At 65.2% G+C, this 24,008-nt stretch carries 24 protein-coding genes and 1 pseudogene; 22 read left to right on the forward strand and 3 right to left on the reverse strand.

Annotation, left to right across the window (positions count from 1 at the left end; genetic code table 11):
• The first annotated feature begins 16 nt into the window (after positions 1-16).
• The 18 genes and pseudogenes from ABEG21_RS03900 (at position 17) to sctC (ending at position 15,962) form a co-directional block, all read left to right on the forward strand.
• Positions 17-634 carry a tetratricopeptide repeat protein gene (locus tag ABEG21_RS03900; protein ID WP_347555961.1) on the forward strand — a complete coding sequence of 206 codons (618 nt, stop codon included), beginning with the start codon at positions 17-19 and terminating at the stop codon, positions 632-634.
• 85 nt (positions 635-719) lie between these two features.
• Positions 720-1,688, forward strand: coding sequence for a hypothetical protein (locus ABEG21_RS03905; RefSeq protein ID WP_347555962.1), 969 nt, complete (start codon positions 720-722; stop codon positions 1,686-1,688).
• The gene (locus tag ABEG21_RS03910; RefSeq protein WP_347555963.1) at positions 1,688-2,242 is read left to right on the forward strand and encodes a tetratricopeptide repeat protein; all 555 of its coding nucleotides are present in this window, start codon (positions 1,688-1,690) and stop codon (positions 2,240-2,242) included. The genes ABEG21_RS03905 and ABEG21_RS03910 overlap by 1 nt, the downstream gene beginning before the upstream one ends.
• Positions 2,242-2,688: a hypothetical protein gene (locus tag ABEG21_RS03915; RefSeq protein ID WP_347555964.1), complete on the forward strand. Its 447-nt coding sequence runs from the start codon at positions 2,242-2,244 to the stop codon at positions 2,686-2,688. Before ABEG21_RS03910 ends, ABEG21_RS03915 begins: the two co-directional genes overlap by 1 nt.
• On the forward strand, positions 2,685-3,584 hold the full coding sequence (sctJ, locus tag ABEG21_RS03920) for a type III secretion inner membrane ring lipoprotein SctJ (protein ID WP_347555965.1): 900 nt from the start codon (positions 2,685-2,687) through the stop codon (positions 3,582-3,584). The genes ABEG21_RS03915 and sctJ overlap by 4 nt, the downstream gene beginning before the upstream one ends.
• The gene (locus ABEG21_RS03925) at positions 3,568-4,404 is read left to right on the forward strand and encodes a hypothetical protein (RefSeq protein WP_347555966.1); all 837 of its coding nucleotides are present in this window, start codon (positions 3,568-3,570) and stop codon (positions 4,402-4,404) included. The genes sctJ and ABEG21_RS03925 overlap by 17 nt, the downstream gene beginning before the upstream one ends.
• A complete protein-coding gene (locus tag ABEG21_RS03930) occupies positions 4,374-5,138 on the forward strand; it encodes an HrpE/YscL family type III secretion apparatus protein (protein ID WP_347555967.1) in 765 nt (254 codons plus the stop codon). The genes ABEG21_RS03925 and ABEG21_RS03930 overlap by 31 nt, the downstream gene beginning before the upstream one ends.
• Before the next feature lie 6 nt (positions 5,139-5,144).
• Positions 5,145-6,491 carry a type III secretion system ATPase SctN gene (sctN, locus tag ABEG21_RS03935; RefSeq protein WP_347555968.1) on the forward strand — a complete coding sequence of 449 codons (1,347 nt, stop codon included), beginning with the start codon at positions 5,145-5,147 and terminating at the stop codon, positions 6,489-6,491.
• Between the two features lie 9 nt (positions 6,492-6,500).
• Positions 6,501-7,025 carry a YscO family type III secretion system apparatus protein gene (locus tag ABEG21_RS03940; protein ID WP_347555969.1) on the forward strand — a complete coding sequence of 175 codons (525 nt, stop codon included), beginning with the start codon at positions 6,501-6,503 and terminating at the stop codon, positions 7,023-7,025.
• A gap of 55 nt (positions 7,026-7,080) precedes the next feature.
• Entirely contained in the window at positions 7,081-8,286 is a 1,206-nt protein-coding gene (locus tag ABEG21_RS03945; RefSeq protein ID WP_347555970.1) for a hypothetical protein, read from the forward strand.
• Positions 8,286-10,103 (forward strand): hypothetical protein, encoded by a 1,818-nt coding sequence (locus ABEG21_RS03950; RefSeq protein ID WP_347555971.1) that lies wholly within the window; start codon positions 8,286-8,288, stop codon positions 10,101-10,103. The genes ABEG21_RS03945 and ABEG21_RS03950 overlap by 1 nt, the downstream gene beginning before the upstream one ends.
• Positions 10,100-10,330: pseudogene (locus ABEG21_RS03955) on the forward strand (EscR/YscR/HrcR family type III secretion system export apparatus protein); the annotation flags it as partial. The gene ABEG21_RS03950 and the pseudogene ABEG21_RS03955, both read left to right, overlap by 4 nt.
• Before the next feature lie 72 nt (positions 10,331-10,402).
• The gene (locus tag ABEG21_RS03960) at positions 10,403-11,023 is read left to right on the forward strand and encodes an EscR/YscR/HrcR family type III secretion system export apparatus protein (protein ID WP_347556613.1); all 621 of its coding nucleotides are present in this window, start codon (positions 10,403-10,405) and stop codon (positions 11,021-11,023) included.
• Between the two features lie 15 nt (positions 11,024-11,038).
• Entirely contained in the window at positions 11,039-11,308 is a 270-nt protein-coding gene (gene sctS, locus ABEG21_RS03965) for a type III secretion system export apparatus subunit SctS (RefSeq protein WP_347555972.1), read from the forward strand.
• Positions 11,309-11,375: 67 nt separating this feature from the next.
• On the forward strand, positions 11,376-12,251 hold the full coding sequence (gene sctT / locus ABEG21_RS03970) for a type III secretion system export apparatus subunit SctT (protein WP_347555973.1): 876 nt from the start codon (positions 11,376-11,378) through the stop codon (positions 12,249-12,251).
• A 10-nt stretch (positions 12,252-12,261) separates the two neighbouring features.
• Entirely contained in the window at positions 12,262-13,332 is a 1,071-nt protein-coding gene (gene sctU, locus ABEG21_RS03975) for a type III secretion system export apparatus subunit SctU (protein ID WP_347555974.1), read from the forward strand.
• A complete protein-coding gene (locus tag ABEG21_RS03980; RefSeq protein ID WP_347555975.1) occupies positions 13,329-13,886 on the forward strand; it encodes a hypothetical protein in 558 nt (185 codons plus the stop codon). Before sctU ends, ABEG21_RS03980 begins: the two co-directional genes overlap by 4 nt.
• Before the next feature lie 87 nt (positions 13,887-13,973).
• A complete protein-coding gene (gene sctC, locus ABEG21_RS03985) occupies positions 13,974-15,962 on the forward strand; it encodes a type III secretion system outer membrane ring subunit SctC (protein WP_347555976.1) in 1,989 nt (662 codons plus the stop codon).
• A 131-nt stretch (positions 15,963-16,093) separates the two neighbouring features.
• Here the strand turns inward: sctC and ABEG21_RS03990 are convergent, their stop codons facing one another.
• Both ABEG21_RS03990 and ABEG21_RS03995 read right to left on the reverse strand, forming a co-directional pair.
• Complete coding sequence (locus tag ABEG21_RS03990; protein WP_347555977.1) at positions 16,094-16,879, reverse strand: sigma-70 family RNA polymerase sigma factor; 786 nt, start codon at positions 16,877-16,879, stop codon at positions 16,094-16,096.
• Positions 16,880-17,003: 124 nt separating this feature from the next.
• Positions 17,004-17,435: a hypothetical protein gene (locus tag ABEG21_RS03995; RefSeq protein ID WP_347555978.1), complete on the reverse strand. Its 432-nt coding sequence runs from the start codon at positions 17,433-17,435 to the stop codon at positions 17,004-17,006.
• Positions 17,436-18,051: 616 nt separating this feature from the next.
• Here ABEG21_RS03995 and ABEG21_RS04000 point away from each other — a divergent pair.
• Positions 18,052-18,417 carry a type III secretion system chaperone gene (locus ABEG21_RS04000; RefSeq protein WP_347555979.1) on the forward strand — a complete coding sequence of 122 codons (366 nt, stop codon included), beginning with the start codon at positions 18,052-18,054 and terminating at the stop codon, positions 18,415-18,417.
• Here the strand turns inward: ABEG21_RS04000 and ABEG21_RS04005 are convergent.
• A complete protein-coding gene (locus ABEG21_RS04005; RefSeq protein WP_347555980.1) occupies positions 18,354-18,848 on the reverse strand; it encodes an ATP-binding protein in 495 nt (164 codons plus the stop codon). The two genes, ABEG21_RS04000 and ABEG21_RS04005, sit on opposite strands and share 64 nt — an antisense overlap.
• Here ABEG21_RS04005 and ABEG21_RS04010 point away from each other — a divergent pair.
• From ABEG21_RS04010 to ABEG21_RS04020, 3 genes are read left to right on the forward strand one after another with little or no spacing between them, the layout of a single operon-like run.
• On the forward strand, positions 18,847-20,013 hold the full coding sequence (locus ABEG21_RS04010; protein ID WP_347555981.1) for a hypothetical protein: 1,167 nt from the start codon (positions 18,847-18,849) through the stop codon (positions 20,011-20,013). The genes ABEG21_RS04005 and ABEG21_RS04010 overlap by 2 nt on opposite strands.
• Entirely contained in the window at positions 20,010-21,617 is a 1,608-nt protein-coding gene (locus tag ABEG21_RS04015; protein WP_347555982.1) for a hypothetical protein, read from the forward strand. The genes ABEG21_RS04010 and ABEG21_RS04015 overlap by 4 nt, the downstream gene beginning before the upstream one ends.
• Positions 21,614-24,007, forward strand: a complete 2,394-nt coding sequence (locus ABEG21_RS04020) for a PP2C family protein-serine/threonine phosphatase (RefSeq protein ID WP_347555983.1) — start codon at positions 21,614-21,616, stop codon at positions 24,005-24,007. Before ABEG21_RS04015 ends, ABEG21_RS04020 begins: the two co-directional genes overlap by 4 nt.
• The last annotated feature ends 1 nt before the right edge of the window (position 24,008 follow it).

A 24,008-nucleotide genomic window follows, 5' to 3' on the forward strand; every position in this document is an offset into this window, starting at 1 on the left:
GTGTAGGGAGAAAGCCATGGTAGACACGCAGTCGTCGTCCGCAACGCGTGCGGACGTTCCGATCGACGGCGGCGCAGACGTGACCGCGGCGCCGACGATGCGGCAATCGGCGGAACAGATCGAGGCGGTCGTGACGCGGTTACGCGAAGGATTGTCCTCTCTATCGCTGACGTCACGCTACACGCGGGATGAATTGGATACGATCTATGCGCTGGCGTGGTCGCATCTGACGCGGCGACAAGCGGACACCGCCTTGCGCCTGTTCCTCTTCCTCACCGACTATGCGCCCATCGACGCGACTTATCTGATGGGGCTCGGCGTGTGCTTGCAGCAACTCGAACGACATCGCGATGCGTTGGCCACGTTTTCCTGGGTCGGCGTGCTCGACGCAGACAGTGTCGAAGCCAGCCTGCGTAGCGCCGAATGCCTGCTTGCCTTGAAGGAGCGTGAGGAAGCGGAGCGCCTGCTCGATCTGATCGTCGCCGATGCGACCGCCTCTTCCAGCAAGCCGACACAAGTGGCGTATCGCGCGCAAGCGTTGCTCGATGTGCTGCGTCGCGGGATCGATGGCAGCGGCGCCGTGATAAACGGCGCGACGGTGGCGTCGCTCGGTGCGGTTCCGGCATCGATTTGACGCGGTGTCCGGCGGGGAACCGGGGAAGCGCCTCGGTTACTCATTGGCTGGATGGCGTTCGTACAGGCGTTCAGGAGTAGCGAATATGGTCGACGGAGTTCGGGGAGATGCCGGGAAGATCGGCCATTTGCCGATGAGCGAGGGCGCCGAGGGCGCAGCAGCGGCGCATTCGGCGAAGCAAACACCGGCGGGGGCATTGTCCTTGCCTTCGTTTTCGCTCGCCTCGGTGGAGGAGTCGCTCGTCGGCCTGCGCGCGCCAGACCAGGCCGCGGCGCGCGCGCAGGGTGCACCAGTGCCGCTTAGCGCGCCCGCGCCCGGTGCCATGTCGTCGGCGCGGGTCATGCAGGTGATGACGTCGATTGCCGGCGGCGGCGAGGAGGGCGGCGCAGCGGTGCCCGTGACCGATATCAGCCAACTGATGCTGATGATGGCCGAGGTGTCGCGCGGTCTGCGCGACACCGCGATGAAGCAGCGCTCGATGGCGCAAGAGGCGAATGTCGCCAGTCAGACGGCCGCGATTGCGTCGATGCGAGAGGCCGCGGGGCAGCGCTTCGCCGCGGCCATCATCGAAAGTACGACGCAGCTGGTGCTCGGGGTCGTGTCGCTGGCGCAGGCGGCGGCCACGGCAAAATCCGCGGGGGCAGCCGAGAGTGCCAGCAACAAGTATTCGGCTGCGAATAAACAGTTCAAAGGCGAGGTCGAGACGCCGGCGGGTGCAGCCGCGCCGACCAAGACAGACGTCTACGATCTGAAAACGCAGGCCACGGCGGCACAGGCACGCGTGACGGCCTTGAGCGAACGTAACGAAACCATCCAGAAGGTGGGCGGCGCGATCGGGAAGGCCGCGAGTGCGGTGGTAACGGCGAGAGCGGACGAGGCATCCGTCATGCAGCGGCAATATGAATTGGATGCCAGTCGCCATGATGCCGGCGCGAATGCCGCGGCGGACATGGCGAACACGATGCGCGATCGGGCGAACGAGACCTTGCAGACGCTGCGTTCGATCCATCAATCGCTCGCCGATGCTTCCAGCGCCATCAATCGGAATATGTGATGACGGATCGTGAGGGTTTGCCGGACACGGGGGATGCCCCGTTCGGCGCCGTCGTCCCGTTGCTCGACGGCAGTGAGATCAATCTGCTGAATCGTTTGGGCTATATGGCGGCGGAGCAAGGCGATCTGGCCCATGCCGAGCCGATTCTCGCGGCCGTGATCGCGATGCGGCCGGACCACGCCGCCGGGTATATCGGCCTTGCCTTCGCCGCTGCGAGTGCGGGCCAGGGGCGGCGCGCGGTGGCGGTGTTCGAGCGGCTTCGGCCCGCCGCGCCCCCGCTGTCGACGTTATGGCAGCGCACTGGCAACTCGGCCGACCCCGCACCGGCGAGGACAGACCGGTTCGGCCCGCACGAACGCGTCGCGCTCGATGTGCACCACGCGGTGATGCTGCAGGCCGCGGGACGCGCTCAGGAGAGTGAGCAGATCGTGTCGGCGATCCCATGGGGCAGCGTGCCGGAGCAGGATGCCGATGGCAGCCTGCTGGATCCGGCCTTGCGCCGGCTGGCGGACAACTTGTCGAATCACAAAGAACAAAGCGCAAGGAGCAGGTGATGTTGGAGGCACTGGCACAAAACGCGGTGGGGGCGGCTGCGGGAGCAGGCGCGGCGGGAGTCGTACGCGGTGCGCCGAGCGTCACATCGATTGCGCGCTTCAATGCCGCCTTGCAAGGCCAATCGTCCGATGGCGTCGGTACGGTGACGGCAGACGGCACGGGGGGCGTCGCCGCGTCGGATGCGGCCGCATCCGGTACGGCGCCGTCCACTGCTGTCTCGGCACTGGCGAGCAATGTGCGCGACACGCTGCGCGGCGTATCGACGTCGTGGCATCAGGTGGCGCAGACCGTGCAGCAGGGTGTGGGCGTGAATGGCGATATGTCGCTGGCCGACTTGACGCGCATTCAGATGACGACGCTCGGTGCGATGTTCCAGATCGATCTGACCACGAAAATCATCACCAAGCCGCCGCAAATCATCGATCAGTTGGTGAAGACACAATGAAACGTGCCGCGCGGGTGGGGGCGATGCTGGTGTGCCTGTTGCTGGCAGCCTGCGGCTCGCGCGTCGAACTGGTGTCGTCGGTGACCGACGACGAAGCCAACGACATCATGGCGACGCTGCTCTCCGACGGCGTCGAAGTGAGCAAGACGACCGTTAAGGATCGCGCCTCTTTGTCGGTGCCGTCCAATCAGGTTGCCTCCGCGCTGGAGGTGATGCGCACGCACGGTCTGCCCCGGGAACGCTTTACCGGCATCGGCGCGGTCTTTCGCAAGGAGGGCCTGGTGTCGTCGGCGTTGGAAGAGCGTGCGCGCTATGTCTTCGCCTTGTCGCAGGAGTTGGGACAGACGTTGTCGCAGATCGACGGTGTCGTCACGGCGCGGGTCCACGTGGTGTTGCCCGAGCGCGGCGGCATCAATGAAGTCGGCACGCAGGCGAGTGCGTCGGTCTTTATCAAGCACAAGGCCGGACTGAGTCTGGATGCCTTGATGCCGCAGATTCGCACGATGGTGGCCAATGGTATCCCCGGGTTGAGCGTCACGCGCGTCACCGTTTTTCTGGTGCCGGCACAGGCAACCGTGCGTGCCGCCGCGGTGCCGTGGGTACGCGTGGCCGGCTGGCAGGTGGCGCCGGACTCGGTGGCGGGCATGCGGGCGGTGCTCGGCGTGGCATCGGTGGTGGCGCTGGCGCTCGCGGCGGCACTGGCCGGACTCGGTTGGTGGACCTGGCGCATGCGTGACGCCTTGCGCAAATCGGGTGCGGGTTCCGGCGCCGCGTCGGCTGGCGGCGGTCCTGCGGGAATGAAGGGCGCCGGCCTGATGTCGGTCGCAACGGTGCCGGTCGGCGCGCGCGCGTCGGGCGCGGAAGGAAGCGGTGACGAACGTGCCAATACGCGTTGATCCGAAAGAGCGATGGACGCTGCCGGCGCCGCTCGCCGAGCGCTTGGATACCTTTACGCGCTGGCCCTCGCAGAACCTCCACGTCAGTTGGCAAGACCCGGCCGATCGCGAGATGCTGACACGCTTGCAGGCGTTCGGTCCCGCGGCGGCAGTGTTTTGGCATCGAGCCAAGTCCGAGGCCTTGACGGCTGCGCACGGTCTGGACGATTTGCCGCTACCGCCACTCGACCCGGCGCTGGCCCGCGTGGTCTTGCTCGATGCGACGGAACTGACGGGGCTCGCCTGCCTTTGCGGCGCGACGCTGCAAGCACCGTGGATACGCGCGTCGATCCGGCGCGACGAGCTGGCGCGCTGGCGCGAGGCGCTCGGCGAGCCGCTCTACACCTTTGCCGTCCGGCAGGCCCATCGCTTTCATCCGATTGCAGGCATGACGCCGCAGATGCTTGCCATCGACGGCGCACAGGATGCGCATGGCGGCATGGGCGACGGTTTCGGCCGGTCCCCGATCCGCCAGACGGTGGAAGCAATCGGATGGCAGGTATTGGCCCGCTTTGCAGCACGGACACCGGATGCGATTGGTCGGCGTCTGGCCTTGAAGCTGCCCGTCGATGCGAATGCTGCGGCGATGATCGACCCCTTCCCGAGCGCGCCGCCATTGGCGATCGGCCATGCGCAAGCGGCGCCTTCGCTGCTGCCGGCGTTGCTGCCGGCAGCGCCCGCATTGAACCGTCTCTCCGACGCCGACCTCCTCGCGTTTCTCGCGGCATTGACCACCTGCCTGGATGCACCATGGCTTTCCACATTCGACACCTTGCCTTGACGCCGCAGCAGGCCAGCGTCCACTTGACGCCGGGGACGCGCGTGATAAAGGCTGCCGCCGTGGCGACCTATGTCTCAGCCGACCGCGTGGTGGCGGAGGCGACGCGCCGCGCGAAGGCCATCGTCGACGACGCGCAGCGTGCCCATGACGATGCGTGCGCGCGCGGCTATGCGGAAGGCCGGGAGACGGCGCAATTGGAGCAGGCGGAGCGGATGATCGAGAACGTCGGAAGGGCGATCGATTATTTCGCGCGCGTCGAACGCGATGCCGTCGATTTGGTGATGTCCGCCGTGACGCGCATCATCGACGACTTCGACGATCACGCCAAGGTGGCTATGGTGGTGCGCTCGGCACTGGCTGCCGTGCGTAATCAGAAGCAGGTGCTGTTGCGCGTCAATCCGGATCAGGTGGCGTCGGTGCGCGGGCGACTCGACACGATTTTGCAAGGGTTTCCGTCGATCGGCTTCGTCGATGTGGTGGCCGACGGCCGTCTCGGGCGTCACGCATGCATCCTGGAAACCGATATCGGCATGGTGGATACCAGTCTCGACGGGCAACTGAAAGCGATACGCAATGCGCTCGGCGCCGTGCTCGGCGAGCGCTCGGATCGGGAGACGCCGGAAGGGCGCACGGGGCGCGACGGCCAGGGCGGCCACGACGAACACGGTGGCCGCGACGACCGCGACGAGGACGCGCGCCGTGGTCGCCGTCGTTCACCGCTGCTGGAGGATTGACGCGCCGTGCGCTCTTTCGATTACATCACCGATATGATGCAGGCCGCATTGCAGGATGCGCGTACGGTGCAGGTCAAAGGCCGCGTGACGCAGGTAACCGGCACGATCATTCGCGCCGTGGTGCCTCGCGTGCGGGTGGGCGAGTTGTGCATTCTGCGCGATCCGGATGGCCGCTTCGAGATGCGCGCCGAGGTGGTGGGTTTCGTCCGCGATGCCGCCTTGCTGACGCCGCTCGGCGATATGTACGGCCTGTCGGCAGGGACCGAAGTCCTGCCCACGGGGCAGGCGCATCGGGTACCGGTGGGCGACGAGTTGCTCGGCCGCGTGCTGGATGGGCTCGGGCGGCCGCTCGATCACCTTGGCGAAACCGATAAGAACGGCGCGCCGAGCCCGCTGCGCACCGGCATGTACTACCCGGTCTTCGCGGAAGCGCCGGATCCGTTGACGCGTCGCATCATCGATCGGCCGTTGTCGCTTGGCATCCGCGCGCTTGATGCGCTGATGACGTGTGGCGAAGGGCAGCGCTTGGGCGTGTTCGCGGCGGCCGGTGGCGGCAAGTCGACGTTGCTCGGCATGCTCGTCAAACACGCGGATGTCGATGTGACGGTAGTCGCGCTAATTGGCGAGCGGGGCCGTGAAGTGCGCGAGTTCATCGAGCGCGAACTCGGTCCCGAGGGCCGTCGTCGCGCCGTGATCGTCTGCGCCACCAGCGATCGTTCGTCGATGGAGCGCGCCAAGGCCGCCTACGTCGCGACGGCGATTGCCGAGTATTTTCGTGACCAGGGCAAACGCGTGCTGTTTCTAATGGACTCGGTGACGCGCTTCGCGCGCGCGCAGCGTGAAATCGGCCTGGCCGCCGGGGAGCCGCCGACGCGGCGCGGCTATCCGCCATCGGTGTTTGCCACGCTGCCCAAGTTGATGGAGCGCGCGGGCACCAACGACAAGGGCTCGATCACGGCGTTGTACACGGTGCTCGTCGAAGGCGATGACATGACGGAGCCGATCGCCGACGAAACGCGCTCGATCCTCGACGGGCATATCGTGCTGTCGCGCTCGCTGGCGACGATGAATCACTACCCGGCGATCGATGTGCTCGCCTCCACCAGTCGCGTGATGAATTCGGTCACCTCGCGCGAACATCGCGCCGCGGCTGCACGCGTGCGCGAGCTATTGGCAAAGTACGACGAGGTGGCGCTATTGCTGAAGATCGGCGAGTACCAACGCGGCGGCGATCCGGTCACCGACGAGGCCATCGCCAAACGCGATGCGATCGTCGCCTTCCTGCGTCAGGACGTCCATGAGCACAGCAGCTTCGACGATACCGTGAAGCGCTTGATCGCCCTGGCCCGTTGAACCATGCGAATGATCGATGATCTGCTGCGGATCAAGAACCTGCGTGAATCGCGGGCGCAACTGGCGTTGATGCGCGAGCGCGTGGTGTTTGCGAAGTCGCTGCAGGCCCGCGACGAGGCGAAGCGGACTTGGGAGCATCAGTGCAAGGAAGCGCACACGCGCGAAATCGCGCTGTTCGGCGCCATGATCGGCGGTCTGCGGCGGGTGCGGGAGATCGAGGATACGCGCTGGGAAGTGCAGTCGATGCGGCAGGAGTCGGATCGATTGGGCGGACTGGCGCGACAGGCGGCCAGCGCACTGACGCAGGCGCAGAAGAAACTCGACGACGTTCGCGATACGACACGCCGGGCCGAACGGGCAAAGGAGAAGTTCGTCGATCTGGCGCATCGCTACACCGGCATTGCCGCCCGGGAAGCGCAACGGCTCGAAGACCTGGAAATGGAAGAGGCCGCCGCGCAGGGACGCGATGGCGCCGATCGCGCGGATCGGGAAGCGCAGGCGGAATGGAACGCGGACCACCTGGCCGGTGACTGAGCGTCATGGAACGAGCCCGTTTTCCATTCGGTAGGCTGCCAAAGGAATGCATGCAATGACAATGACGCGCATCACGGGCGGGGATCGCGACCAGCGCGCGTCGCATGGCAATACACGAGATACGGCACGCGATACCACGGGTCAGGCGCGATCGTTCGAGGCCGCTTTGGCGCGTCGCGACACGTCGAAGCCGACCTCCCCATCGACGCCACCATCGACGCCACCACCGGCGCGACCCAGCCCGCTGTCCGGCGGCTTGCTGTCCGCGCGGCAGCAAGTCAGGGAGGAAGGCCGCCGCGATAAAGCGGACAAGCCCCCCGGCGCCGGGCGGGCCGATCAATCGAGGCAAGCGTACCGTGGCGATCGCGCGGACCGCCATGATCACACCGACCCGGCCGACGCTTTCCAGGCCATCGCTGACGACGGTGAGGGCGACGTCGAGGATCAGGATCGCGTGGCGGCGCGCATGGCGGCCGATGGCGATGCACGGTGCGATATCGAGGAAGGGCGCGGTACGCAGGACGATGCGGGCCCGAGCGCAGCGGGCGAGGACGGTGCGGAGGACGCAGAGGAGGCGGAGGGGACAAACAACGCATCGGGGACCGCGTCGGCATCGCGCGATGCGGCATTGCCTGCCAACACGCGCAGGTCCGCCGATGGCGATAACGCGTCCGGTGGCGATAACGGAGGGGGCGAGGAAGGGCACGGCGATCGCGATGGCATGGCGCGACACACGCAGGCGGCCCTGCTGGCGGCGCTGACGTCGTCGGGGCCGAAGTCGCATGGCGGACCCGCGGCGGCAGGCGCTTTTGTCGATGCACGGCAAGCACCGCATGCGGACGCGGCAAGAAACGGCACGCAGGGCGATGCGGAAAAAGCGGCGTTGCGCGGCATGTTGGATGCGATCGATGCGCTGCGCGTCGACATCGACGGACGCGGTGGCGTGGAGATGGACGTGTCGGTGGCGGGCAAACAGGGCGTGACGGTGCGTGTCGAGGAACAGGACGGCTGCTTGCAAACGACGGTGTCGTGCCGTTATGCCGACGACGCCATGCGGCTGCGGCCAGGCGTCGAGAAGCTCGCGAGCCATCTTGCCGCGCGGTTCGCGCGTGCTGCGCGGGTGCGGATCGAGACCGCGCCGGGAGCGGATAACCGCGCACCGGCAGACATGGCGCGCGGCATGACGGCACACGCCGGCACCGAGGCACACAGCGTGGTGGCCGAAGCCTATGCGCCCGCGCCGAGCGGGGAGCCGGTCTGATGGCTGCATCGTTGCCATCGTTCGGGCAAGAGACGCCCGCGCTGGCGGAGGCGGGGACATTGCCCTCGGCGCCGGCATCCGTCGATGCGCCGATGCTGTCGCCACCGCCACCGCCACCGCCACCGCCACTCGCTCGCGGTCGCGCGCGACCGGCGCGTGTCGCATTGCGCCGGCTCTCCGCGGACGTGGCGCAATCACTGACGACGATCAGTCAACGCGGCATCGATTGTCTGATCGCCATGAACGGCGCCCACACCGGCCCGATCGGCGTGATCGCACACGATAAGGATACCCGCGCCCCGCGCGCCGGGCACGCGACGGGTCGGGGCGAGACGCCAGCCGGTTGGCGCCTGAGCTTGTCCGCCGGCGTCTCGCAAACGCTGCGCGAGCAATTCGATCGTGAAGCACTGATCGACTGGTCCGGTGCACGGATGCGACTGCTCTATCGCAATGCGGCGGCGCTGTCCTGGCTGGCCGCGCGCTTGAACATCGACGGCGGTACGCCGCTGGACGACGCATCGGCACGATCGCTTCGCAGTGCTGCCCTGGACGATCTGATGGCGCGTCTGGCCCTGACCGGTTTGGGCGCGCCGCACGTGGTGCACGACCAGACGATCGCGACAGGCCATCGGGACGCGGGATCGTCGGTGTTCTCGTTCGTCGTGCTGCTTCAGCCCTTGAACGATGCCAGGACGACGATTCTGGCGGCGCTCGAAACGGATGCATTCGGTGTGAATCTTCTGGCGGCGCTGCTGGAGAACCGACGCGAGCGACCGCCTGCCGCCGCACGCGACCCGGCGTCGATCGCAATACCGGGTGCGGACGAGACCGACGGCGCGGACGCGGTGGCCGATGACGCTATGCGCGCGTCCCGACACCGCTTTCTGTCGATGCGGACGCGTCTCGTGCTGCCGCCGGTGTCGTTGCCGATCGTCGACGTGCGCGCGTTATCGGCCGGCGACATCGTCTTGCTGGGCGTGCCGAGTCTGTCCTCGGCGCACGGCACGCAGGCGGCCAGCCACGTATCGGAAGGCATGCACGCGATCCGCGGCGGTGACCGCGAAGACATCGCCTTGTCTGGCTTCGTCGCAATCGACGACGTGTCGTGCTGGCGCATGGTCGTTGCGCCATCGCGCGATAAGGGCGCGGCCGCTTGGCGCGTGCGCTTGATCAATCAGGAGTTCGGTGTGGCAGACGAGGCAATGGACGACTTCAATGGCAGTGCGAATCGCTCGCGTCACGGGGAGGCGTCCGCTGGTCAGGGTGGACGTTCCGCGCGCGATGATGGGGCAGACATCGGCGATGCGTGGACCGATCGTGTGCCGGTGCGGGTGACGTTCGAGCTGGGGGCGAAGACGGTGTCCCTCGCGGAACTGCAGCGGTGGCGCGAAGGCAGCATCCTGACCTTCCCCGTTCCGCTGTCGTTCCGTGCGCCCCATCGCGCGCCCGAACCGTCGCCAGTCGACGCCGGGCCGTCGGCGGGGGCGGCTTATCTCGCTCCAGGTGCCGACACCCTCGGCGAACGCGGCGCCGAAGACGCTGCCGCGGATGTGGCGTATGACGAAGCACAGGACGAGGCGCCGTACGATGGCCAAACCACCGAAGACGCCACCGAGCCTGACGACCTCCCGGCGGTCCTGGTGCGGATTCGTGTCAATGGCGCGCCGCTGGGCGTTGGCGAACTGGTCGATATCGATGGTCAATTGGGCGTGTCGGTGCTGCGCTTGTTCGTGGCCGGCGCGGGCGATGGCCGTGACATCGATGACAACGATGCGAGCGACGCCATCGACCGCGCCGTAACAGAGGCGCGGCAGTGAGCAATCTCGATCCCATTGCACTGGCTCTGATTCTCGCGTCGCTGACCTTGATCCCGACCCTGGCGGTGGTATCCACGTCTTTCCTGAAAATCTCGGTCGTGATGCTGTTGGTGCGCAACGCGTTGGGCGTGCAGCAGGCCCCGCCGAATATCGCCATCTACGGGATGGCGCTGATCCTGTCGGCCTATGTGATGGCCCCTGTCGGCGGCCGGGTGTACGACGCGGTGATGGCGACCTTGCCTGCCGGTACCGGCGTCGTCATGCGCAACGGCGGCACGGCGGACGGCGACCGGAGTGGCATGACGTCCGGCGCCACGGCGGCGAGTGCCGACATCGGTGGCAGCGCGCCGTCGATGTCGGCACCGCCGAGCGTGGTGAATGGCTATGGTGGCAATGCGCGTTCGCCGCAGTCGCGTTTCGGCGCCACGGCGCCCCGTCCCGGAACCGCCGGCATGCCGGGCACGGCTGGCACGGCCGGCATCGGGGGCGGCACCTCGCGGCAGACTGCCGCGCAAGCGCCTAGCATCACATTGGACACGCTATTGCGGGCGGTGGCGGCGGGCGTCGATCCCTTCAAAGGGTTTCTGATGCACAACAGCCGGCCCGAGCATCGCGCCTTCTTCGTCGATACCGCACGCCGGATGTGGACCAACACGCTGGCGGCCGATGTCAAGGAGGACGACCTGCTGATCCTGATCCCGGCCTTCGTGCTTTCGGAAATGGACGCGGCGTTCAAGATGGGTTTCCTGCTCTACCTGCCGTTCGTGCTGATCGATCTGATTGTCTCCAACATCCTGTTGGCGATGGGCATGATGATGGTGTCGCCGGTCACCATCTCACTGCCGTTGAAGCTCTTTCTGTTCGTCATGGTGAACGGATGGACCCGTTTGATTCAGGGCCTTGTCCTGTCCTACCTGTAGACGCTGGAGCATACGATGCAAACCGTGGATCTGGTGGGGTATCTGAAGCAGGCGATGATGCTGACGCTGTGGTTGTCATTGCCGCCGATTGCGGTGGCCGCCATCGTCGGCACCTTGTTCTCCTTGTTTCAGGCGTTGACGCAGATCCAGGAGCAGACGCTCTCCTTCGCGGTGAAGTTGATTGCCGTCATCGCGACGTTGATGCTGATGGGTGGCTGGATCGGTACGGAACTCTACAACTTCACCGTATTGTTGTTCGAGCGGTTCGGCGACATCGTCCGGTGATCGGCCGTGATGCGTGCGGCGCGGTGGGCAAGGCGGGGCGCGGCGGCGCGATCAAGGGGCGGGGACCATGTCGACGTTGATCGTGGGCTCGGGCAGCGCGGCATTCGAGAGCATCCTGCGCATGCTGTGGGCCTGGCTCGCCACGCAGCCACGGATGTTGGCGATGTTCGCGATCATTCCGCTATTTGGCAAGCAAGCGATCCCGATGACGATGCGGATGGCGATCTCGGCCACCTTCGGCTTTCTCGTCATGCCGGTGTTGTTGTCGGGCTCCCCGGACGGCTCGCAAACGGCGCTGCCGGGACTCGATGGCGTCGCCTTTTTGTTGTCGGGTGCGGTGAACGTAACCACCGGCGACGTCGCGGGCTTCATTGCCTGGGCCTTCAAGGAAGCGTTCATCGGCCTGGTACTCGGCTATGCGTTCGCGGTACCGTTCTGGATCCTCGAAGCGGTCGGTTTTTTCATCGACAACCAACGCGGTGCCGGTCTGGGCGCCACGCTCGATCCCTTGACCGGCAACGATTCCTCGCCATTAGGGCAGCTTTTCCTGCAGGCCTTCGTCGTTTTCTTCGTCATCGCCAACGGCCCGGAACTGATGCTGACCTGCCTTTACGACAGCTTCCATCTCTGGCCGGCGGCGTCGTGGTATCCGTCGCTGCGCGGCGACAGCGTGCCGGCGATGTTGGGGATGCTCAGCACGCTGGTACGAACGGCCATCCTGCTGGCCTGCCCGGTGATGATCGTCATGTTTCTCGCCGAGGTGGGAATCGCCCTGATCAGTCGTTTCGTGCCGCAACTGCAGGTGTTCTTCATCGCGATGCCAATCAAGAGCGCCATCGCCTTTTTCGTTCTCGTGCTGTACGTCGGCACCTTGATCTTTCAGCTCGAAGGGGTGCTGACGGAACTGGGCGGCCTGCTGCCGTTCCTCAACAAAGAGTGGTGAGGCGGCCATCATGAGCGGCGAACAAACCGAGCAACCCACACAGAAAAAGCTCAGAGATGCGCGAAAAAAGGGCGATGTTCCCAAGAGCAAGGACTTCACGCAGACGTTGCTGATCCTTTCCTTGTTCGGTTATCTGATCGGTCGCGGTCATGCGATGTACGAATCGTTGACCGGTCTGATCCTGACGCCCCCTTCGTTGATGAATATGCCATTCGACTCGGCGGTGTCGGCCTTTGTCCGAATGGCGGCACGCGAAGTGGCACTGATCGTGGGGCCGTTCCTGGTGATCGTATTGGTCGTTGGCATCTTTGCGGAGACGATTCAGACCGGTTTGTTGCTGGCCTTCGAGAAGTTGAAGCCGAGTGGAAAAAAGCTGAATGCGATCGCCAATCTGAAGCAGATTTTCTCGAAGAAAAATTTCGTCGAGTTTTTGAAGTCCACGTTGAAGATCGTCTTTCTGACGGTGCTGGTCTGGAAGGTATTGATGGGCGCGTTGCCGCAATTGTTCACCTTGCCACGCGCCGGCCTGGAGGGGGTGTTCAGCGCGATCGGCGCGCTGATGTTGACGCTGTTGATCAATGTCGCGCTGGCCTATCTGGTCATTGGTCTGGCAGACCTCGCCTGGCAGCGTTTCCAGCATCGCAAGCAGTTGATGATGACGAAGGCCGACGTCAAACGGGAATACAAGGAAATGGAAGGCGACCCCCACGTCAAGAGCATGCGCCGCCGTCTGCAGCGCGAGATGGCCACGCAGGGTGCGGTCAAGCGCGCACGCAATGCCACGGTCATCGTGACCAATCCGACGCACGTCGCCATTGCGCTGTACTACGAGCAGGACGATCCGGATTCGCCGCTGCCGCTCGTCTTGGCGAAGGGGGAAGGGGCAGTGGCCGAAGCGATGATTCGTGAGGCGCGCGACGCTGGCGTACCGATCGTGCAGAACATTCCCCTTGCGCGCGGCATGCTGGCCGGCGCCGAGGTCGACGAGTATATCCCCGAGGCCTTCCTCGAGCCGGTGGCCGAGGTATTGCGTTTCGTGCGCGAGATGCTGGCACAGGACGCAGACGGAGCGTTGCCATGACGGAAAAAAGCGACGCCGCGATCGGGCTGATCGCGGAATATCGACGACGTCGCGGCTTGCCCGACGTGCCGCTACGCGATCGGACGGCGACGGTGCTAGTCTTCGACCGACGCTATCGCATCGAACTCTCGCCGTCGCGCCAAGGGGGCGTCTTGATACGCGGCCGCTTGATGATCTTGCCGTTCCCGGGGCCGCAACGGGATGCCGCGGTGCTGCGGCTCGGCCGGATCGCGCTGTGGTCCGCGAGCCGTTCGCCGCTGTCTTGTGCCGTCGATACCGCGGCGCGCGCTGCCTGGCTGGAATGGCACGTCGAGGCGCTGGCGGCGAATGCGGCAACGGGTGGTCTTGCATTGACGACGCTTTCCGAGAGCCGATCCGGCGCGACGCCGGGGCGACCGGCCATCACCGACGCCGAAGTCGACGCGTTGGCGCACGCGCTGGGTCGCTTCGTCGATATGTTCGCCCGATGGCGTGACATCCTCGCCCGTCCGGAAAGCGTCGCGGCCGAACGGGTGGCACACGGCGCGTTTCCCTTTCTCTTGCCCAATGTCTAGGCGTATGCACGGTTGCAATGCGCGGCCGCTACGCCATCACCGGCCCCGCGTCGGTCCTTTCTTTTTCTTAAGTTCGTCATGCGCCTTATGAAGCTGTCTGTCCTGTCACCGGCCGTCGGCGTTCACGCCTTGGCGTCCGTCTCTCGTCTATGGAATGGTTTGCTCGCCCTGGCGGTGGCCGGCATGCTCCTTACCGCGCACGGCAGTCCGCACGCGGCGCCCCGGTGGGACGATGCCCCCTTCACGTATTACGCGAACAACGTGGCGGTGACAAAGGTCCTGCAGGACTTCGCGCGAAACTTCAGCCTGCGGCTGGACATCGATGGTGCGGTGTCGTCGCGCGCCGATTCCCGTCTGGGGGCGCGGGTCAACGGGCGCTTCAACAGCGCGAATCCCACCGCGTTTCTGGATCAGTTGGGCAGCGTCTACGGTTTTTCCTGGTTCGGTTATGCCGGTGTGCTCTACATCAGCGGCGCCTCGGATGTAGTCACGCGCGTGGTCGACGCACGCGGCGGCAGCATCGGCGGGCTGCGCGACGCGCTGTACACGCTGGGGGTCCTGGATCCCCGTTTCGGCTGGGGCGAAATGGCGGAGCGGGGCGTGGCGCTGGTGTCCGGCCCGCGTCGCTACGTGGAACTGGTGGAGCATCTGGTCGCGCAACTGCCGAGCGCTGCCGGTGCGCAGGAAGTGCGCGTATTCCGCCTCAAGCACGCGTCGGTGCTCGATCGGACGATTCAATATCGCGATCGGAGCATCGTCACGCCGGGTCTCGCCACGACATTGCGGGCGTTGATCCAGGGCGATGGCAGCGGTATCGGGGGGCGAGGCAACAACGAGGTGATGTCGGCGCTGAGCGCGCCGTTGCGGGGTAACCCGCCGACGTTTCAAGAAGGCGGGGCGGCCTCGTCTTATGCACCGGTCTACCAGGGCGGTGGCAGCCAGGCATTGACCGGCTTGCAAGGGGGGATGCCGCCGCTACCGCCGATGGGCCTGTCGTCGGCGGCCAACGTCGCGTCGGCGGCGGGACTCGGGCAGGCGCTGGCGACGGGCGGCTCGCGCGGGGGCGCATCGGCCGGCAACGGCGCGAGTGGTGCGAACGGTACGAGCGGCGAGGCGGCGCTGCAGGCCAATTTGCCGCGTACGATTCAACCGTCGATCCGGGCCGATGCACGCCTGAATGCGATCATCGTGCAGGATGTGCCGGACCGGATGCCGATCTACCAGAAACTGATCGACGAATTGGATGTGCCCACGGCGATCGTGCAGATCGAGGCGGAAATCATCGATGTCAGCAAGAGCCGCATCCAGGAGCTGGGAATCAACTGGAGCGCGCGTACCGGGAATGTCGGTATCGGCTTCGGCAGCACGACGGCCACCAGCGCGGTCACTGGAGCCGGCTTGTTGAACGCCGTTGCCGGCACCAGTGGTGTCCTGTCGCTGGTGGGCAATGCAGGGAGCGCGTTCGCGTCGCGGCTGAACCTGCTGGAAGCCGATGGCGATGCGAAAGTGCTGGCGAGTCCGTCGATCCTGACGCTCGATAACCTGGGCGCGGTGATGGACCTCTCCGACACCGTCTATATCCAGACCACGGGGCGCGATGTGGCGACGGTCACGCCGGTCACCGTCGGGACGACCTTGAACGTCACGCCGCGCTACGTCGCGCATCTACCCTTCGGCGAAATAGAATTGACGGTGGACATCGAGGACGGAACCATTCTCGAGATCGGTCGAAATGGCTTGCCGCGTATCCGCAAGACGACGATCGGCACGCAGACCCGGCTGTCGATCAACGAGGCGCTCGTGATTGCCGGATACAACAGCAGCAATGAACGATTGGATCTGCAACGCACGCCTTGGTTGAGCAAGATCCCCTTGCTGGGCGTGCTGTTCCGCAGTCGTCAGACGAACGCGACGAATACCGAGCGCCTGTTCATCATCCGCCCGACGATGATCAGCATTCCTGACGGCCCCGCGTACCGCCCTTATGGATCGACGTCGCCGTCACCCGATGGGGAAGTGCCGACCGCGCCTTCGCCGATCGGCATCGCCGTGCCGTCCGCATCATCCGCGCAGTAGTGGACGAAAAAAAGCCGATCTCGCGAACAGAAGAGACCGGCTCGAAGCGGCGCCGCGCGGCGGTGAGGCCGGCGGCGTAAGGCGTGTGACGTATAGCGTGCTCGATGGGTATCGCGCACCTAGCCGAAGCATCAGGGAACGATGCCGCGTGCCGCTAATTTTTCGGACAGCGCCTTGCGGGCGCGGGACAAGCGACTTCGCACCGTGCCGATAGGAATGGTCAGCATCACGGCCGCTTCCTCGTACGACAGCGCCTCCACCCCCACCAGTATCAACAGTTCGCGCATATGTTCCGGTAACTCGGCGAGTGCCACATCCATTTGCGCGAACAACTGCGTTTGCGCAAAACGTTGCTCGGGGTCATGGACGGTGCGTCCCGCGATATCGCTTTCCGGCATATCGTCCAGGATCGAGTCGTCGGTCATGTGGTGTCGGCGATGCGGCGCCCGTGACAGGTAGTTACGGACGAGATTCATCGCGATACCGTACAGCCAGGTCGACAGCTGCGAGTCGCCCCGAAAGGTGCGATACGCTTGGACCGCTTCGACAAACGTTTGCTGCGCAAGCTCTTCGGCGTCCGAGGCGTTGCCGATATGCTTCAGGATGAAACGGTATAAACGCGAGGAATGCTTGTCGATTAGCTCTCTGAACAGGGCGTTTTCGTCGACATAGCCCGTGAAAGGCATCGTATGCGCGACGGCCGCCGCCGCCAAGGGCTCGGTCTCCGTCCAAGCCGGCGTCGCGACGGGTAGCAAATGTGCCGCATCGATCTCGACGTGAAAGTCATCGTCGACGCTGCAGCCGGCTTCGGGGTCGGCCGAATCGATCAACAATGCTTCGGGCAGGAGAGGGGGAGGAACGGCAGGCATCGACGCGCTATAGTGGAATAGATCAGGACTACAAATTGTGTGATTCATTTTGTTTCCCCGGAACCGGCGCTCGCCGGCACGCGCAACCGACGCGGCGGTAAGCGCAAGCATTGATAGGCAGTTTTTGTCATGGCGGCGTTGGCCACCCCCTTGGACAGGCAGGCCGATCCGTTTAGGCTTTGTCGTGTGCTTTGGGTGGTCGCCCGGCGAGTAGCGCATCCATGAATGCCACACCGTCGAGCGACGCCTTCGCACTTTCTGCCATACGGATCGCACGCTGTACCAAGGAGGCATGCAGCGGCACGCCCCCACGAGACGTCAATTTCAGTTCGCGCGCGGTATGTTCCGCGATTTGCTTACCGAATGCATTACCCAGCGAGGAGACGAAATGTGCCGCCGTATCCTCACTCGACCGCAGCCATGCAATGCTTCGACCATCGGGCGTCGTGCCGAGTGCTATCACCCGGATGGTTGCACGGTCCCGTACCACCGCCACCGTCGCGCCGTCTTCGGCTTGACGGCGGAAATCGGCCAGTTGCAGGACGGGAACGACAGCCGTCGTGTTTGTCGCATTGCGAAGATGCGCCATTGCATCTGTCCTCATTTCGGTTATTCCCCGCTGGGTAACGGGTCGAGGCCGACTGTTCCCCTGGGAGGGTAATCCCAGGAAAAGAAGAGACGAGATGAAGAAGCGATCTGAGGTTATTAGAAACGAACTTTCTCAAAAAATCGATACCTAGATTTAAGTAGTTTTGAGATTATCTGGAAGTTTTTCCGTGATAGGGGCGTCCGTTTAAAAAATGTTCGCTTGGTGAAACGCATTTTCGTATTTATTTTTCCACTAAGTTGGCTAAATGGCCTGATCAATTGTGGTGTCATCTTGCCACGCAATCGCTTCCGTCGTGTTTGGGCGATGTTCTATGGATACACGTCCGGTGCGCGACGTGAAATGTCATGAAGATATGGATGATTGACTGTATGAATCGATCGTTTGAAAGATCCGCGTGTTATTTTAAGATGTGAATATTAATGCCTGCTTTGGTATTTATTTCGATACTAGATTTCTTTCGCCATGCATTAACGAGCGCTTGCAATGAGTACTGTCGATCGCCGGCCGATTTGCCGAGGGATTTACGTCGGATTCATCTTGATATACCGCGCAATGTGCGTAAGGAGCAGATCGTTTTGCTGCGATAAAGCGTCTGAAAGGGAGTGCCGCTGTGCGTTATCGGAACGGGATTGACCATGGTCAGACAGCAGCATGCGATCCGCTAGGCGAATTGGGGCGTCTGTGCGGCATCGATGCCTTGTCGCTAGACGCACGCGGACACTGCAGTCTGTTGCTCGACGATCTTCGAACGATCAATCTGCACTGGCCGCGCGGCCAGGTCTGGATGTGTTTGTCCGTCGAGCTTCCTTTGGGTCGAGACGCGCAGATCGACGTTGCCTTGCTGCGGGCGGCGGCCTTGGCATCGGCCGCGACGCCTGCGGCGGCCGATGCCACGCCAGACGCCGATGCGGCTCATGCCGATCCGTCGTGCGGCGGCACGAAAAGACGCAAGCGGTTCTCGCCGGCGCAGTACTGATAATGCGCGGCATGCAGCAAGGTCCGCAGCAGCGTGATGCCCAATCCGCCCACCGGATCGTCCAGCGTCGCGCTTCGGCCGTGCCGCGTGTGCGCGGCCAGCGGATCGAAGCGCGCGCCGGTGTCGTGCAAAGCGATGCGAATGCCTTGCGCGCCGTGTTCCACCCATAAAGAAAAGCAGACCGAGGCGCGGCGCCGATGTTCGCGCCCTTGGCCATGCATGGCGATATTGTGAACCAGTTCGTCGACGATCAATGCCGCGTGGAACCCGTCGCGTGAACCCGGTGACCTAAGGTCGAGCCAGACGTGCATCGCTTCGACACATCGCGCGGCGTTGTGGAGCGTGGCGGGTGCGCGCATATGGAATACCGAGGCGCCCGGCTCGCGGGCGGCATCGAACGTCAATCGGAAGGGGTGGGACTGCACGCTCATGTCAATTCATCGTCGCATTCTGCGGATCGTTCGTTATCCCGGTTTTTCGGCTGCTAGAGCGATCAAGTCCGCTGCGCAGGCGACATTCGGGTGGTGCGAGGTGTTTGGATTACCGGCCTTGCTGGCCGTCCTCGCGGTGAGTGTCATGTCGGCCATGTTTCGTTCGCACGACCGGGCGGCCTTGGACGGGATGGCTAATGCGCGGGCACGGGTGACGCTCGCGGTCGCCGCCTCCCAACTGACGCGATTGGCCGCATGGGATGCGACATTTTTATCGGTCGAGCCCTTGCCCCGGACGCAAGCCGCAGGCGCCGCGGCAACGCGGGCGGGGCGAGCAGTCGTCGTTGCCGAACCGGAAGAGGGCAATTTTTCGCGCGTGACGGCGGCGCTGTCTCGCGCCTATCAGGACGAGACATCGCTGCACTGGATCGCCGTGGTGGATCTCGACGGCGTCATCCGCGCCGCCAGCGATAGGACGGCGGCAGGCACCGCGCTGCCGTCGGACGTGCGGCGCGTATTGCGCCGCCAATGGGCGGATTGTGTTCCGGGACGACCGCAGGGCACGTCGACCGGCGTTGCCTGTGGTGTCGACGTCGATGCTTCGCCAGGCAATGCGCCAACTGGCGTGCTCTCCGATCCGGGCGGGCGTCGGGGAATCGCGTCCGAGTGGTCGGTCGTCTCTGCGGGGGAGCGCGTGATCGGTACCGCGATTTACGATGCATTCGGTCAGGTCGTCGCGTTCGCCGTCATCGGTGTCGATGCGCGGTTCGTGCCGCGCCGACACGAAGTAGGCACGTTACCGGATGGTCAGGCCAGCGTGGACACGTCGCACCGGGAAGCGGCCGGTTCGGCGCGGGCCGTATCGGTCGCCGACACCTTCCGCGTGCGCTCGCAGTACCTCGTGGCAGCGGGCGTGCTGGCTGCGGTGCTGTCGGTGTTCGCGTATCGGCGTGCGCGTCGTCATCGGGTGCTCGCGCAAATCTGGCGTGCGCAATGGACGCGCGCCCATCAACGCCAACGCGTTCTGATGAAGGCTTTAGGCACGCTGACCGAGGCGCCGGTGCCCGCGCCCGCGGTCGACCAGACGGTCGAGGTCGGCAGGACGTCCCGCGCTGCGGCGTCACCGCCCCTGCCCGCGACGTCCGCCACGGGGCGGCCGACATGATGCAAGGCGCATCCCTTCTCGCGGAGCGCTTCGGTGCCCGGTGGTGGATCGTCGCCGCCCTGATCGGCTTTGCCATCGCGGCGCTGTCGTGGACCGCGGCTGTCGGCATGTTGATCCTGTCCGATGGCGCCATGCAGCGTCATGAGGCAGAACAGGATGTACGCCATCATCGGATGGAGGCGATCGTGGTCGACGTGGCACGGGGCAGCGCGGCTGCCGCGGGCATCATGCCGATCGATCGCGTCGACGGTTTGTCGGCCCAACTGCAGGCGCGCGTGCGGGGCGACGCCGGCACGGCGATCCGACTCGTCGACCCGGTCGGTCGTATCGTCGCGAGCGCGGTGCCGCCGGGCAGCACGTTCGCGCCGCTGCTGTCCTTGACGGTCGAGAACGAGACCGGCGACGTCGTCGCCTATGCGCAGGGTGACCTGGCGGTGCAGGCGTTGTCGGGGCCGACAACGCTTCTCGCCGACGGCTTGCGGCGCGGCGGCGTTTTCTGGCGTGGCTTGCTGGCGTTCGCCTGCGCGATGCTGCTCCTAGGCATCGCTGCCTGGCGGTACGCCTGGCGGGTCGGTCCGGTGGTACGCGATACCGTGACGATGCGCGGCGTCGATGCGCTGGTGCGTGCCGACTATCGCGAACGATGGCGGGCGGCAGGCGCGGGAAGCGCCATCGGCGGGGCGACGCGCGGCGGCATCGATTATGCGGGGATCGTCTCGCGCGTGCTGGATCGGCTCGTCGCGCATCGTCAGGCGTTGCGCGTCCGCGCCGATGTCCTGGACCGGACTGAAACCGATCCGACTGCTCCGGCACGGCGCGCGCGATGTATCGCCGATGCGGCGGGCAATGCGCGTTATCCGGCAGCGGCGCCGGACATCCGCCATGTGGTGGCCGTGGGTGCCCAAGCGCGCTGGTTCAGTCTGCTATGCGGCACTGGCGCCGGCGGCGTGGCGGCGCTGCTGGCGTATGCGGCGCCATCGATATGGGAGGGGATCTATGGCGCTTTCTGCCTCGTCGCGGGATGGGGCGTGCACCGGCTTTGGCACGCGGACGCTAGCGACGCCGATACCGGCCTGGATAACGAGGATGAAAAACACGTCGATGACAGCGCGATGGCCGGCGTGGCGTCGGTCGGCATGCGGGCGAGCGGTGTCGCGCTATGGATGGCTGTCGCCTTGGCATCGATCGTCGCCGCACAAGCCTGGCCCGCGTTGACGACCTGGCCCGCAGTGCTGCTGCCGGCGATGTTGTCGGTCTGCGTGGGAGGGCTGCTGCGTGCCGCCGTGCTGCTCGTGTGGGCGTTGCAATGCACGACGCGTGACGATCGGACATATCTCGATGTCGATCACGTCGAGGGCAAGGCCAGGCGGCTAGCATCGTCGCCCCTCGCGACGGTGATCGGCGTCGCACTGGTCGGGCCGGGTTTGAGCGGCGCGTTGGCATCGGGCTGGCCCTTTCTCGTCGTGGCATCGGCTGTTGTCTGTTTGCCGATCCTGGCCGCCGTGCAGGCCTGGCGTTGGCAATCCCAGGCCGGTCCCTGGCAACGTTCGGGGCGTCTGGCGGAGGCGCCATTCGACGCCGATCCACAGCGCAATCGGCCATGATCGGCGCGCACCGTTTCTCGCGTACGCGGATAGAACGCAATGTGCTGGCGGTCACGGTAATCGCGATGCTGGGCATGGCGGCTGCAACGGTGTTGTTGGTCCTTGCCCTGCACGACGGACGAGGCGGGAGCGGCGTGTCGGGCAACGGGACATGGCACGTTCGATGGCTTTCGCTCTCGGCGATCGGAAATCGCTTGAGCGGCCGCGATGAAGGGGAAAGCGAGGGCGACGACGCGATGCTGCATGCGCTGCTGACGCGCGGCTGGCGCACGCAGCTAGCCGAGGCCGGGCGTGAAGGCCAGTGCGATGCCGATGCCCCGATGCCGGCGCTGCAGTGGTTGGACGGTGCGCATTACGGCTGGCTCCCTTGCGGCGAAGCGTCATCGCGCACTGGTCAACCGAAGACGGGGATCACGCCTTACACGGTCAGGCCTAGGGCATCGGCGTTGGCCACGGCGGCGCTGTCTCCGGCGCCGACGATGATGTCGGCGTCGATGCCGTTGGAACGACTCGGCCGGCAGCTAGGCGGCGAAGTGCTGTTGCTGAACCTTTTTCTCGCGCCGGTTCAGCGCGAGGGCGACGGTCCCCGGCGTGCAACGGCTGCCGCGCCGTCGCCGATCACCACGGCCTCGGCGTTCGCGCAAGGACGGCTTGGCCGCCACGCCGCAGCCGACGATGCCGACGCCTGGCCGGCCGACGATCGTTGGCCGACGTTGCGCCATGGCCGGAACGCGGTGCAGCGGCTGAGCATTGGCGGCCGCCGATATTGGCAGATCGCCTCGCCGCTCGCCGGGCCCGATGGGCGGCAGATCGCGTGGATTGTCTGGCGCACGGACGCCGTCAGCGTCGACGCTGCCACGCCCGCCGCTCCTTCCGATGCCGCCGTCGTTTCACACGACGACGATCGGCGCCTCATGGCACGCATCGACCCGGGTCGCCTGCACGAGGTCGTGATCGGCATCGTGCTGATGCTATCGATCGGACTCCTGGCGATATTGTGCGTCGTCCTATTGCGCTGGTCCTTCGGCGTGATCTTCGCGCCGTTGCGGCGGGCGATGGGCGGCCTGCGTCGCCTTGCCGAAGGTCGGGTCGATTTTTTGTCCGACGATGCCGATCGGGATCGCAGCGACGAAGCCGGCGCGATCGTGCGCGCCGCGATGGCCTTGCGCACGAATCTGCTGGCGCTTCAGGTCCTCCGCGACGAACGCGCGCGCGGCATGCAGCGGCAAGGACAACTGCTACGCGCGCAATTGCGCACATTGGCGGAGACGCTGGACACTGACGACCGGCTGCACATCGAGCAGACATTGGACGCGCTGAAAGCGCCATCGGATTCGCTTATCGACCTGGCGGCCGTTCTCACGCAGATGACCGGGCTCGTCTGTGGGCAACATGATCGGCTGCGCGGTCTGCTTGCGGAGCGAGAAGCGGCGCTGGTGCGCGAGGTGCAATTCGCCGCCTTGCATCAGGAGCTGTTGATCGCGCGGCAGATGCAGATGTCGATCCTTCCCCACGCGGCCCCGTCGGCGTGTGACGCCGCCGGCCTTGCCTTGGTGTCGACGATCCTGCCGGCGCGCGAAGTGGGTGGCGATTTCTACGATTATTTCATGCTGGATGACTCGCATCTGGCCATCGTCATTGCCGACGTCTCGGGCAAGGGGGTGCCGGCCGCTTTTTTCATGGCGGTGGCGCGCTCCTTGTTGAAGAACACCGCCGGCATGTTGCACGCGCCCGCGGCGGTGTTGACGCGGCTGAACGCGCTGCTGTGCGAGGACAACCCCGACTGCATGTTCGTCACGATGTTCTTCGGCGTGCTGGATCTTCGTACGGCGACGTTCGACTATGTGAATGCCGGACATAACTGTCCGCTGCGCGTGCGACGCGCGCGGCCCGCGGAGGCCGTATGGCTCGATCGTGGTCGGAGCATCGCCTTGGGCGTACTCGCGGACGCGCGATATACGCAGCATCGCGAGGTGCTCGATCGCAACGACATCGTGTTCTTCTATACCGATGGCGTCACCGAAGCCTGCGATCGCGGCGATGCCTTCTTTGGCGAGCAAGCGCTGCACGACGTGATCGTGGACGCCGTCATCACATTGGATGCGCTGCCTGCCGAAGCCGGCAGCCCCGCGGACAGGCGTGCTGGTCGGGCGACTTTGCCACCTGTGCGCCCTACCGGTGCGGACACGGCGCGTTGCGTCAGCGATGCCGTATTGGCAGCCGTTCAGGCGTTCGCCGAGGGCGCGCAACAGGCGGACGATATCACCAGCATCGCGCTGGCCTGGGATCCTCGGACTGAAACCGATGCGACCTTCTTGCGTGGTACCGGCGTCGTCGCAGATGACACGGTAGCGCTTGGTTCGGAGGCCCCTTCCTCGGGGATGCGATGAA

The organism is Robbsia sp. KACC 23696 (assembly GCF_039852015.1).
Taxonomy (GTDB): Bacteria; Pseudomonadota; Gammaproteobacteria; order Burkholderiales; family Burkholderiaceae; genus Robbsia.

What these genes read in the sequence shown, in the direction of transcription:
- ABEG21_RS03900 (WP_347555961.1), top strand. Translation starts at nt 17, where the DNA reads ATGGTAGACACGCAGTCGTCGTCCGCAACGCGTGCGGACGTTCCGATC.
- ABEG21_RS03905 (WP_347555962.1), top strand. Translation starts at nt 720, where the DNA reads ATGGTCGACGGAGTTCGGGGAGATGCCGGGAAGATCGGCCATTTGCCG.
- ABEG21_RS03910 (WP_347555963.1), top strand. Translation starts at nt 1,688, where the DNA reads ATGACGGATCGTGAGGGTTTGCCGGACACGGGGGATGCCCCGTTCGGC.
- ABEG21_RS03915 (WP_347555964.1), top strand. Translation starts at nt 2,242, where the DNA reads ATGTTGGAGGCACTGGCACAAAACGCGGTGGGGGCGGCTGCGGGAGCA.
- sctJ (WP_347555965.1), top strand. Translation starts at nt 2,685, where the DNA reads ATGAAACGTGCCGCGCGGGTGGGGGCGATGCTGGTGTGCCTGTTGCTG.
- ABEG21_RS03930 (WP_347555967.1), top strand. Translation starts at nt 4,374, where the DNA reads ATGGCTTTCCACATTCGACACCTTGCCTTGACGCCGCAGCAGGCCAGC.
- ABEG21_RS03940 (WP_347555969.1), top strand. Translation starts at nt 6,501, where the DNA reads ATGATCGATGATCTGCTGCGGATCAAGAACCTGCGTGAATCGCGGGCG.
- ABEG21_RS03945 (WP_347555970.1), top strand. Translation starts at nt 7,081, where the DNA reads ATGACAATGACGCGCATCACGGGCGGGGATCGCGACCAGCGCGCGTCG.
- ABEG21_RS03950 (WP_347555971.1), top strand. Translation starts at nt 8,286, where the DNA reads ATGGCTGCATCGTTGCCATCGTTCGGGCAAGAGACGCCCGCGCTGGCG.
- ABEG21_RS03960 (WP_347556613.1), top strand. Translation starts at nt 10,403, where the DNA reads ATGACGTCCGGCGCCACGGCGGCGAGTGCCGACATCGGTGGCAGCGCG.
- sctS (WP_347555972.1), top strand. Translation starts at nt 11,039, where the DNA reads ATGCAAACCGTGGATCTGGTGGGGTATCTGAAGCAGGCGATGATGCTG.
- sctT (WP_347555973.1), top strand. Translation starts at nt 11,376, where the DNA reads ATGTCGACGTTGATCGTGGGCTCGGGCAGCGCGGCATTCGAGAGCATC.
- sctU (WP_347555974.1), top strand. Translation starts at nt 12,262, where the DNA reads ATGAGCGGCGAACAAACCGAGCAACCCACACAGAAAAAGCTCAGAGAT.
- ABEG21_RS03980 (WP_347555975.1), top strand. Translation starts at nt 13,329, where the DNA reads ATGACGGAAAAAAGCGACGCCGCGATCGGGCTGATCGCGGAATATCGA.
- sctC (WP_347555976.1), top strand. Translation starts at nt 13,974, where the DNA reads ATGAAGCTGTCTGTCCTGTCACCGGCCGTCGGCGTTCACGCCTTGGCG.
- ABEG21_RS03990 (WP_347555977.1), bottom strand. Translation starts at nt 16,879, where the DNA reads ATGAATCACACAATTTGTAGTCCTGATCTATTCCACTATAGCGCGTCG.
- ABEG21_RS03995 (WP_347555978.1), bottom strand. Translation starts at nt 17,435, where the DNA reads ATGAGGACAGATGCAATGGCGCATCTTCGCAATGCGACAAACACGACG.
- ABEG21_RS04010 (WP_347555981.1), top strand. Translation starts at nt 18,847, where the DNA reads ATGTCAATTCATCGTCGCATTCTGCGGATCGTTCGTTATCCCGGTTTT.
- ABEG21_RS04005 (WP_347555980.1), bottom strand. Translation starts at nt 18,848, where the DNA reads ATGAGCGTGCAGTCCCACCCCTTCCGATTGACGTTCGATGCCGCCCGC.
- ABEG21_RS04015 (WP_347555982.1), top strand. Translation starts at nt 20,010, where the DNA reads ATGATGCAAGGCGCATCCCTTCTCGCGGAGCGCTTCGGTGCCCGGTGG.
- ABEG21_RS04020 (WP_347555983.1), top strand. Translation starts at nt 21,614, where the DNA reads ATGATCGGCGCGCACCGTTTCTCGCGTACGCGGATAGAACGCAATGTG.